Annotated in this window: 8 protein-coding genes; 1 reads left to right on the forward strand and 7 read right to left on the reverse strand. The window is 48.0% G+C overall.

Features of this window, described 5'->3' with window-relative positions; translation table 11 throughout:
* Positions 1 to 386 precede the first annotated feature (386 nt).
* On the reverse strand, positions 387 to 2183 hold the full coding sequence (locus Q0668_RS17330) for a glycosyltransferase family 39 protein (RefSeq protein ID WP_298866903.1): 1797 nt from the start codon (positions 2181 to 2183) through the stop codon (positions 387 to 389).
* Between the two features lie 283 nt (positions 2184 to 2466).
* Between Q0668_RS17330 and Q0668_RS17335 the strand changes: the two genes are divergently transcribed.
* Positions 2467 to 2784: a tetratricopeptide repeat protein gene (locus Q0668_RS17335; RefSeq protein WP_298866905.1), complete on the forward strand. Its 318-nt coding sequence runs from the start codon at positions 2467 to 2469 to the stop codon at positions 2782 to 2784.
* Positions 2785 to 2791: 7 nt separating this feature from the next.
* Here Q0668_RS17335 and Q0668_RS17340 read toward each other — a convergent pair whose 3' ends face one another.
* From Q0668_RS17340 to Q0668_RS17365, 6 genes are all read right to left on the reverse strand, one after another.
* Positions 2792 to 3622 carry a hypothetical protein gene (locus Q0668_RS17340; RefSeq protein ID WP_298866907.1) on the reverse strand — a complete coding sequence of 277 codons (831 nt, stop codon included), beginning with the start codon at positions 3620 to 3622 and terminating at the stop codon, positions 2792 to 2794.
* A 58-nt stretch (positions 3623 to 3680) separates the two neighbouring features.
* Positions 3681 to 4286 (reverse strand): ATP-dependent Clp endopeptidase proteolytic subunit ClpP, encoded by a 606-nt coding sequence (gene clpP / locus Q0668_RS17345; RefSeq protein WP_298866909.1) that lies wholly within the window; start codon positions 4284 to 4286, stop codon positions 3681 to 3683.
* A 74-nt stretch (positions 4287 to 4360) separates the two neighbouring features.
* Positions 4361 to 5011: an ATP-dependent Clp protease proteolytic subunit gene (locus tag Q0668_RS17350; protein WP_298866911.1), complete on the reverse strand. Its 651-nt coding sequence runs from the start codon at positions 5009 to 5011 to the stop codon at positions 4361 to 4363.
* Between the two features lie 465 nt (positions 5012 to 5476).
* Entirely contained in the window at positions 5477 to 6517 is a 1041-nt protein-coding gene (locus tag Q0668_RS17355) for a DUF1559 domain-containing protein (protein ID WP_298866913.1), read from the reverse strand.
* A gap of 236 nt (positions 6518 to 6753) precedes the next feature.
* Positions 6754 to 7851 carry a DUF1559 domain-containing protein gene (locus Q0668_RS17360; RefSeq protein ID WP_298866917.1) on the reverse strand — a complete coding sequence of 366 codons (1098 nt, stop codon included), beginning with the start codon at positions 7849 to 7851 and terminating at the stop codon, positions 6754 to 6756.
* A 291-nt stretch (positions 7852 to 8142) separates the two neighbouring features.
* Positions 8143 to 10994: hypothetical protein (locus Q0668_RS17365; RefSeq protein WP_298866919.1), on the reverse strand; the 2852-nt coding region annotated here is incomplete at its 5' end.

Below are 10994 nucleotides of genomic sequence, written 5' to 3' on the forward strand. Positions count from 1 at the left end.
CTGATTCCTCATCCGTACCACCTCGACCCAATAGCGCATTCAAGCCACGTCCCAATCGGCGTCGGGGAGTACCTGGAGTTTCTGATTGTTCAGACGGATTTTCAGCTGGTATCTGATTTTGATCTTCCATATCGTTCTTTTCTTACAAGTAAACTGCCTGATAAAAATAGGAGCGTCATACGGGGCGCGGGATTCTATTTCGATTCTCAGTTTGAAGCAAGAGGGCTTTCGCAAAGCGTTCGACCTGCTCTAGCCTGTGTCCAGGTTTATTGCAGCTTCTCCAAGACCATTTGAAACGAGTATCATAGAATGGAAAGCGATATGGTTAAACGGGACGCGTTCTAGCTCTGCCAGGTGTTCCACGTGAAACACCCAGTTTGCCAGAATTACTTCGCACGATACAGGAGCACCGGCTCGGTCTCATCTTTCCCATTCAAGTGTGCCTGATTCAATCTCACCAGGAGACTGGGTGAGTACTCATAGGTCTTGACCAGTTCAAAGCGATCACGAACCTGATCGAACTTCTTTTGGAAATCGGGATCTCTGGCGGCATGAGGTCCTGTGATCAGATAAACGGGCACCTGGGGTGGAAGCGACTCTAGAAACTGGAAATCGGCTACCGGTGCGGTGAGCTGATGCCCTTGAGCCTTCAGGTTGAAAAACAACCCCGGCTCAGCGTAGGTGTAGAGAATGTACTCAGATGGACTGGAAACCGGTTCTGCCTGCATGTCTGACAGGACCTGCTGCGAAACCATAGCCAGCCCATTGCGGGGTTTCCAGGCAGCCATAGACCAGGGCATGAAACAAAGAATGAGTATCAAGACGATTCCGACACTGATTTCCGGGATGAATGAATATCGTTCTTTATTGTTATCAGACAAGAAATGGAACAGTGATTTAGTATCACGCTGCTCGATCCACCCCACACATGCGGCTGTCCCCAGCCAGGCTGAGATGGTCCAGGGAATCGTCAAGCGAGGATAGGGATAGTAAAGCGGAGTTGCCAAAAACAATCCGCAAAACCAGGCTGCCAGTAACCAGGCTGCTAAGGATCGCTTCAAAGACGCTGGATCAGGATTGTCATTTTTGCTCTGCTTTTGACCGGTCCGATTACCTGCAAAAAACAACTGCAATAGTATCCCCTCAATTCCCAAGATGCCAAGCATCGGACTGATTCCAAAAAGAGAGGCAACGAAGAGAGGTAGCGCTGCGAACAGACCAATCAAGATTGTATTCCACGTGGAACGTTCCGTTCGTGGTCTCACCTTTATGGCAATCTGTTTTTGAGCTTTTATCATATGCAACAGAAGGCAGAACACCAGACAGACCAGACCGATCCCCATGTAACCTGGCGTCCCTTCGAGCAATTCATGGTTTTGCACCTGTCGGGAAAAGGAATTCAGCCAGCCTGAAAAGCCAACCACATAGCGACTATGATTGGAAGCAACGACAGAGTAACCTCCCCACTTCTGAAGCCCTATCAGCACAGGTGACCAGACAAGGCAGGCGACGCATGCCACCACCACCCACCGCAAGAAAAAACCCGTTTTGGAACTGAATTGTCGACGATGTATCAAGAGCCAGGGGACCATCCCGGAAAGTCCTACCGCCAAAGGAAGCCATCCATTGTATTTGATCGCCCATCCCGCTCCGACCGTGACGCCTGCCAGAACAGGCCATTTCCAGTCTAGACTGAGATAACTTTTCCAGATGAGATAAACACTCAGTAAGAGAAAGAATCCCAACCCCACATCGGTCAAGGCGGCTCTGCTGTAAATCAAATGAAGATCACTGCAGCTGGCAAGGATAGCAGCCACCAGACCCGCTGCCGGGCCAAACCAGTTGCGGGCCACCCACCAGATGAGAGGGATGGTTGCCATTCCTAACAAGAGTGAAGGTAGGAAAGTAGCCCAGGCACCACTGCCAAGAAAGATCATTGACCACTCGATCAAAAATGGAAAGAGCGGCGGTGCATAATAATATCTTCCCGGATACTCTGCCCCCTGCTCTGGACTGAACCACAAGTTCGACGCATAAACGCCTTCATCAAAATGTTCAATCGCTGTTTCTGAAAGAAACAGGCAGCGGAAGAGTCCCCCAAATATGCAGACAGCGATCACCAGCATCAGTTCCTGACGTGTGACCGGATTGTTTTCCTGTTCTGTGGAATTGATGGGTTGCACATCCCGCTTTCAACAAAGTTTGCCATTGGTATGAACGAGTGATCTTCTCAAATTCTACAGGAACGGAACCTGTTTGCCTATGATTCTCTCTAATTCGTCCACTATCATAGCAGTTCGAAACCAATTCAGAATCTGACCCGAAAAATGGTAGTTTGTAATTTGCCTGAGCGGACTATAATTCCCTGAGAGCAGCAATCTTCTGACGGTCATCGAAGACAGCATTGTCCGGATCAGATCCTCAATATACAACCGAATTATTCTAGTGACAAAAGAGAGCAAGCGGATGAGTACTCCAGCAAATTTGTATGACGAAGCAGTCAAGATCTACGAGAGTGGCGATATTGAAAAAGCCGTTGAAAAGCTGAAAGAAGTATTAGCCATCGATGAAAACTACGTTCTGGCGCTTTCGGCACTCGGAGTTTACTACCAGAAACTAGGCCTGTTCGATGAAGCAATTGCCAGTGCTACCAGAGTTACGGAACTGGAGCCAGAAGACAATTTTTCTTTCATTCAGCTCTCGGTTATCTGTCAACGTTGTGGACGAATTCCTGAAGCGGAAGATGCCATGGCAAAGGCGCATTCAGTTGGACCCAAAAAATAACTGACAGCTACTTTTCAGTGGTAATCACTCGGAATGGTGAAGCATCGTCAGAATTTTGCAAACTCGGTTTTCCCCGCAGTTGTTTGAAGGGATTATCAAGTTCTCCCTCGATTTTTTCCGGTTTTTCTTCGAACGAGATTCGCGCGGGCTCGACTGGTGAAAGCAGCTCTCGGGAAACCTGAGTCACCGGGGATTTTTTCACACGATCTACCTGGCTGATTCTCAATGGAGCGTCGGTATTGAAAACTCGACCATCTTGTGATTTCATTCGAACCACAAGTGTTAGATCATCACTGTCGGGCAGTCTTTGCCAGGGAAGCTCAAATCGAAATCCGGAGCCAGCAAATCCAGAATACCAGTGCGAACGGACTTCCTCACTTTTAAAAGTCCAGATACCAACTCTGCGGTTTTCTCCGGTCTGTTTCAGGTCAACCAACTCGAGTTCTAAATCGGCGGGAAGCTTTACGGTTTCTCCATCCGCATCATGGGGAGTTACCAAAGTCGTCCAGAGTTCGTCGCCTGGTTTGTTATCCAGATCTACTCCACCGGTTAACAGGTTATTCACCTTCACGCCGGTCACCTTATAGAGTGCCTGTGTCTGCTCTGGTAATAAGGCTCCCTTGGAGGCATCGACGATCTGGTTTTGCATGACTTCAGTCTGATGCCGGGCCGATTGTAAAGCCTGCTGTGAGTCTTTCAGATCGCGCTGCAATGCAAATATATTATCTTCCTGTTGACGAAGTCGGGCCTCCAGCAAATCGGAATTACCACGACCTCCACACCCGTAAAGAGTGAGAATCAACAACAACGACATCCATGTCGAAAGATATTGCTTCATCGAAAATCAACTAAAGCAGAAGAATCCTCTTCTGCCCTCCTACTCATCAAAATGAAAATTACTCTTTGGTTCCTGGAATCTCAAGGTGCTCCAGAACATTATCAATCAGTCCATAAGATTTCGCTTCTTGCGCGTCCATGAAATTATCACGGTCGGTATCTTGTTCAATTTTTTCAAGCGTTTGACCTGTATGATGCAGCAGAATTTCATTTAGCCGTCGTTTCATTTTCAATACTTCTTTGGCATGAATTTCCAGATCGGTTGCCGTTCCCTGCATGCCCGCTAATGGCTGATGAATCATGATGCGGCTGTTGGGCAAGGCGTTCCGTTTTCCCGCGGCACCTGCTGTCAACAACAGCGCTCCCATACTGGCAGCTTGCCCGATGCAGTACGTTGCCACATCACATGAGATATATTGCATTGTGTCATAGATGGCCATTCCCGCGGTGACAGAGCCTCCGGGAGAGTTGATGTAGAAATGTATATCTGCTTCCGGGTCGTCAAACTGCAGAAATAAAAGCTGTGCGACCAGACTTTGTGCCACCTGATCATTCACCTGCGAACCCATCATCACGATGCGATCCTGGAGCAGACGACTGTAAATATCCATGGCGCGCTCATCGCGGCCATTCTTTTCGATCACATAAGGAGTAAGGACCGTCATATAAAACTCACTTCAATTGATGATAAATTTGATGGTTGATAATCATTCGACAGTCGCTCTGTCGACTCAGTTTATTACTTCGACTCTTCTTTTTTATCTTTGTCTTTGTCTTTATCTTTTTTATCGCGAACCAGCAGTTCGTCAACGAGACCATATTCTACAGATTCGGGAGCGGTCAGAAATCGGTCACGTGAAGTATCCTCGGCAATTTTTTCTATAGATTGCCCTGTGTGCTGCGCCAGAATTTCATTCAAGACTTCACGCGTATCCAGAATGTCTTTGGCCTGGATCTCAATGTCGGAAACCTGACCACCTACTTCGCCGTAAGGCTGATGAATCATCATTTTGGCGTGAGGCAATATATAGCGTTTGGTTTTCTCTCCACCCGCGACCAGAATCGCGCCGCCACTGGCTGCCAGACCTACACAATAGGTGGCTACATCACATTCGATGAATTGCATCGTGTCATAAATGGCCATTGTGGAAGTCACGGAACCGCCGGGGGAATTGACATAGAGATGAATGTCCTGATGACGATTTTCTGACTGCAAATAAAGCAGTTTCATTACGATTAAATTCGCACTGGCATCATTGATCACACTGTCCAGAAAGATGATCCGATTGTCCAACAGGAGATCACCAATCCCCATCTGACGCTGCTGTGAATAATTTCTTGCACGTTGATTCGCCTGAGTTGGCATCTGCCCTGATAAGGGGTCGAACATGATTGTATCCTGAGATATTATGGTTATATTTCGTGACTCGTAACGAGGTTAATTCGGATTTAACTCTCACTTCCATTTGAACTACCGACGGTCGCTGCTGTTACAGAAACAGTCAAGTTGTAGCTCTTATATTCGTTTGCATCCCGAGCTCGAATGAAACCACTCTCTTCACTCAGGCGGGGCGCAAAGCGACTCTCTTTTTGTTTTACTAAACTTATACCGTTCCATATCCGATTTGGCGGTGATTCGTCAAGAGACGTTCTTCAGAGTGAAGGCTCTCACTTCACTTACGTCTTATTTCCTCTGGAAAGCTTAGGATTTCTGAACCGGAGCAGAAAGTGTATATTAATACACTGATCGTGGCTGGCAAAAAACACCAGAGACCCCTCGATCTCTGGTGTCATCAAGTTTGAACCGTTTTGAGAAGGATCACTCAAAATTGTTGTTGCAACAAGACAGCTCGAATTAGTAGGAACTCACATCGTCTGCAACCTGGCCATATCGCAGCCCACCGGGCGTCAACAGACGGGCATAAATGCCGGCATCCATCTGTGGTGATAGAGAACTTCCACTACCATCGCAAAAGATGACATTCACGACGCCACTGGGGTGATTTGAACTGGGACGCCAGGCCTGCCCTTTCTCTGCAGTGAGATTACTACTAATTCTTGAATCCGTTCTTGCTGTTCTTAAATTAAATCCAGATGGTAATCTTAGCGAGGGGCCTTTGAGCACCCCTTCCACATCTACACCAAACCCTAATTCACCTGTGAACGTAGAATACCATTGCCCCGCTTGTATATTTTCAGTCAACATCAGAGTCTGTGTCATCCCGTCAGAGGCAGAAATGATGTCCAGCGACATCCGTGAACTGTGAGGACGCCAAAATACGCCGGAAGCGAACTTAATCGGAACATCTGCGGCTGTCGTGGTATCTCCGTCCAGTCCACCATCAGCGCTGTCCGCTATGTGAGATGTATCTGAAGCAGTATTGTAATTTGCAGTCACGTAACCAATATTCGCACAATAAGAAAGGGCGCCAGGATCATTGCTAAACTGGTCATCACTACAAGTAAAGAAAGGGAATCGCTTGTGATTTAACTCTGTCAGTGACCGAATTTGAGCGACGGTGGCATCTTCTTGCGAAGCTGCGCGGGCAGTCTCGTCCCATTGTTGACGGAAATACACTTGATCCAAAAATGGCAAAATCGTGATGCACCATGACATATCATCGTTTCGAGAATTCCCATCTGGACCCTGGATGCGATTTGTATCAACGAGTAATGGCAGCTCAGAGTTGGCACCGGATGAGTAATTGACCACAGCCAGGCCGATGTTTCTCATGTTATTCAGACAGGATAAACCTTTTGATACATGACGTGTAGACTGAATGGCTGGCAGAGTCAATGAGACCAGAAGGCCGATGACGATGATGATCACCAGCAGTTCGATCTTCGAAAATCCGTTTCGTTTCTGTCGCTTTTGATTGATTCTTCGTGTCTTCATTTCGTTCTCCCTAATGAAAAGACGGTTCAGACAAATTCTCTCTTTCTACCGGGCACACACGGGCACACGCTCATCGGGTTCATTGGAATTCAGATGTTATTGAATGCCAGAGAAAGCGTCTCTGCATTTTCCAAATCATAAAAAAACACCAGAGCCCCGCGGGCCCTGGTGTCATCAAATTTGAACCGTTTTGAGAATAATTACTCAAAAATATCGTTGTCGAAGGAGACCTTGGATTAGAAGGATGTTGCGTCAACAACGGCCTGACCATATCGCAAACCACCGGGTGTCAACAGACGGGCATAGACACCGCTATCCATCTGTGGTGTGAGTGATTTTCCACTACCATCACACATAATTACATTCACAGCACCACTGGGGTGGTTCGAGCTGGGACGCCATGCAGCCCGTGGAGCTGATGTTAAATTTGAACCAATTCGAGAATCAGTCGTGTTTGTGGTATTGAGTAAGTTAAAGCCTGTGGGAAGTACAAGATCATCACCTAATCCAGCTGTTCCAGCAGCAGCGGAAATTGGTAATATCCCTTCCATATCAACACCAAATCCCAAGCCACCCGTATTTTGATCCGCCCAGTTTCCAGCCTGGATATTTTCGGATAGCATCAGAGTTTGAGTCATCCCATCCGCAGCAGAGATGAAATCCAAAGACATTCGTGGAGATACACTTCCACCACCTCCACGCCAGAACACGCCCGTGGAAAACTTAACGGGTGATTCCACCGCAGTTGTAGTTTCAGTCAGACCAGTTGACAAAATTTCATTTGTGTGGGCAACGTGAGAGCCATCACCGGTTGCATTGTAGTTACTCATAACGTATCCGACGTTCACAACATAAGATAATGCACCAGGATCTGTATTAAACTGATCGTCAGGGCAGGTATAGAACGGAAAGCGGATGTTATTCAGTGCAACTAGATTAGAGACTGCCGTTGCATTCAACGTTGAATTTGCTGCCAGACTAGCAGTAGAATCCCATCTTTGCCGAAAACCAACCGAATCCAGGAACGGAAGGATCGTGACACACCAAGAGAGGTTATCGTTTCCAGCCTGAGCATTACCTGAAGTATTTTCGATGTTGGGATCCACCAGCAGCGGCAACTGCGAGTTGGCTCCTGATGAGAAGTTGACGACGGCCAAGCCCACGTTTCGCATGTTGTTCAGACACGATAATTTTCGGGCAGCGGCACGAGCACTTTGAATGGCCGGCAGCGTCAGAGATACCAGGATGCCGATGATGGTGATGACCACCAGCAATTCGATCAGCGTAAACCCTTTACGCTTTTGCAACTTTTGTTTGATTCTTCGAGTGTACATAATTATTCTCCTCACAAAAAAACGGTTCGTACAAATTGTATATTAATTGTTGACAAGTAGCAAAAACAAACTCAAAAATAGTACTATTTATCAGGAATCCTGAAGAATGATCGACAAATCAGATCGACAGGAACAGACGTTTCAATCGCCCCTCTCTAACAGACTCCGATCAGCGGCCCGCAACCAGAATTGGTATCCAAGGCTACATGGCTTTCCCCCTCTCTCCTGTATTATGTTTCATCATTATGCCGATCAGGTGATAGATTTGCTTTTGTAGTTTCTTCGATGCAACTAATTCTGTGGAATCGAGTGGCGGTATCGTATCAGTCGTTTCCAGTGGTCAAATTGACCGGTGCTTGGTTCAAAGGCCTCTTCCGCCCGGGTGCGGTCAATCACGAAAAACCCTTTATAATCTGGATCCTTCACCGTACGTGCCGCGACAATTGGTGACAAGCGATCCCCAATTTGCACTGGATCTCCATAAGTGGTTGTTCCCGTGCCAGTGGCTTCAAAATAAGCGACAGACATAAATACAACAAAGGTATTACTGCGGGTCGTGGTGTTGGCATCAATTTTTGAAAGAAGTCGATTCCGCGTATGAACGTCAACATTATTCAGCCCTGCCGTCCCCAGGTGCTCTGCACTGGTTGTCAGTTCAAACAACAGACGCGGATTAGGATTTGTACTGCCATCGGCGGGCAAACTTCGTAAAATTGTGTTCTCACGCAGATCACGTACATTATCTTGCGAGCTGGTAGGAAGGTTTGCTGCAAAACTACGGAAGGGTTTTGAACCGGGTGTCCCGGGAATCCTGGCGGCGTTTGTCAGACCCGTATCTGCGGCATCACGCGAATTGATAAACTGCTGCCACCAGTCTCCTCCTAAATGTGTTGCAGTCAACCGGGGATGAACCGCACTGGCTGTCATATCCAAGTTGAAGGCGTCCGAATCATCGAGTAATGCGGCCAGCACAGCGGGATGACGGATTGTATTGAGATTGATGCGACCGGGAACGCGCGCCTCATTCAGGGGATTTCCCAACTGCAGATGGGAGCGTGTCGGTACTTCCACAAATCCCAAGAGCCGATACCAACGGTTGTTGTCAGTGCTGGTGCCGTCATTCGGTCCGCTGGGATCGAGGAATTTCTGTGTTCCGGCGAAGCGGACGTCATTGGCACGATCTGCATTTGTAGTCGTATCGGTTCGCGTCTGTGCGCCGCCTTCGGTCGCCAGATCGCGGGTAATCCGGTTCGGGCCCACCAATGGAATACTCAACAGTTCAATTTTTGAAGCAAAATCACGATCGAAGTGGGGCTGCCAGAGATTAAACCGAGCTCGGTCATCTGAAAAGGCCCAGCCACGTTCGCTGGCGTCATCGGTACTGCCGTCGTTGTCATCGTCCACCATCGTGACGCCAGTGGCACCATCTGTTCCTAAATCACCCGTTCCTGTAGTGGAATTAGTCGTGCCTACTGTATTGGCACGGTAACTGGAACCGGCATTGCCGGCGGCATGCGTAGCCTCTCCGCTGCCTCGTGCGTACAAAGGTTGCTCCCGTTCGAAACTCCGCAGTGTATTCAACTCTGATTGAATGGTGGCTGCCATACTCGTATCGGACAAAGTGAAAGCTTTCATCCCCGAGATGATCATGCTGTCGACTTCGACCCAAGGATTATCTGCCTCGTCGGCAGCATTCGTGACGGCCGGTGCGCCTCGACCCAGATGAGCCCGTCGCATTAATCTGACAATGAACTTCATATCAGAAGGGGTCGTGCTTCCGGGATCGGTATTCGAATCATTCAGAAAATCGCCTCTGTTGGCAATCGAAGTGAGAGTGTCAAGTTCAGTCGTCAACCGAAAATCAGAAGTGTCATCGTCGGTAATTAGATCGAGAGCCGCCGATGTTGTGTTTGCGGGTACAATGGTCGAAAAAGTGGCAGCGCCTCCGGAAAAGTTTGAATCGACGCGGAAATAACTGGGGCGAGCCGTTCCTGTCATGGAATCGACATTTTCATTATCTCCTGCAGACCAGATATTATAAATTTCTCCGCCGCCGATGGAACCACTGCGAAGCGTCAATCTTCGCTTGTGTGTATCAGTTAACACAGGATCTGCTGCAATATTATCGAGATCAGAGTAATCGCTGCTGATACCAGTGATATCCGTGCGTGGTTCGAGTCGAATCTGCCAGGCATCGTTGGCGAAGCTGACCGTTTGATGACTGGCGTTTCGCAATTCCAGAAACGAGAAATAGCGATCTTTCTCATCATCGTATTCGGTAGCATCGTGATTGAACGGGTTCGAGGATGCATCTTCGACTTTATTGGCTTTAATTGCCAGGAATTCGCTGAGCGTCAACTTCTGCGATTCGACACCAAAGACGGCTTCACGATCCCCTCCATCGTCAGTATAAGGATTGTCATCCGGACTCCATCCATTACTCAAGTTCGTATCGTACTCAAATTGAGTGATGACTTCATCGGGATCCAGGGAATCGACTACATTCACAGCAAACTGCGCCATTTCCTTCATCTGAGTATTAGTATAAAGGGCGTTTCCAGAGTTATCGGTGCGGTAGTCAAAGCTGTCGTTTCCGCCACCGAAAGTATAGAGCAGTACGTAAATATCACGCGCCATCCGCTGGCGATCATAGCGCGCCCAGATTTCCTGATTATTTGCCAGAGACATTGAATTCTGAGCAACAGGGGGATAAGAAGGCAATTGAACTGGTGATTGCCCACTCCAATTTGTACCTGTTGTATACAGTATTTTTGATGCAGGTAGTGCATCTAATTGACTATTTCCATTCAGGTCTTCGCCTGCGTCAAGCGCACCATTATCGTTGACATCCTCTCCCGGGTGCGGTGTGAGTGGGCGGGTCGTCACTGTGCGTCCTGTCCCCGTATCATCAAAAACCAGAAGTTGATTGAGATTCAGCTTCATCTGTAACTGAGAACGGTCAGTGTTTCCCGGAAGCACTGTCAACATGGTACGTAACTCCGGGCGAAACGGGTCTGCCCCAGAAAACGTTGGCGGAAAATTAGTGAGACCATCAGTTTCCCAGTCTCTTAAGCCGGGGGTAATTGGCATACCAAACTGTTTCCGGTCCCAGCTCAGGGGGGTAAATTGTCTGCGGATCATAT

Source organism: uncultured Gimesia sp. (assembly GCF_937910335.1).
Taxonomy (GTDB): domain Bacteria; phylum Planctomycetota; class Planctomycetia; order Planctomycetales; family Planctomycetaceae; genus Gimesia.

Bases quoted from the DNA above. Each gene is read 5' to 3' on its own strand.
- Q0668_RS17335 (WP_298866905.1), top strand. From the start codon at position 2,467: ATGAGTACTCCAGCAAATTTGTATGACGAAGCAGTCAAGATCTACGAG.
- Q0668_RS17340 (WP_298866907.1), bottom strand. From the start codon at position 3,622: ATGAAGCAATATCTTTCGACATGGATGTCGTTGTTGTTGATTCTCACT.
- clpP (WP_298866909.1), bottom strand. From the start codon at position 4,286: ATGACGGTCCTTACTCCTTATGTGATCGAAAAGAATGGCCGCGATGAG.
- Q0668_RS17350 (WP_298866911.1), bottom strand. From the start codon at position 5,011: ATGTTCGACCCCTTATCAGGGCAGATGCCAACTCAGGCGAATCAACGT.
- Q0668_RS17355 (WP_298866913.1), bottom strand. From the start codon at position 6,517: ATGAAGACACGAAGAATCAATCAAAAGCGACAGAAACGAAACGGATTT.
- Q0668_RS17360 (WP_298866917.1), bottom strand. From the start codon at position 7,851: ATGTACACTCGAAGAATCAAACAAAAGTTGCAAAAGCGTAAAGGGTTT.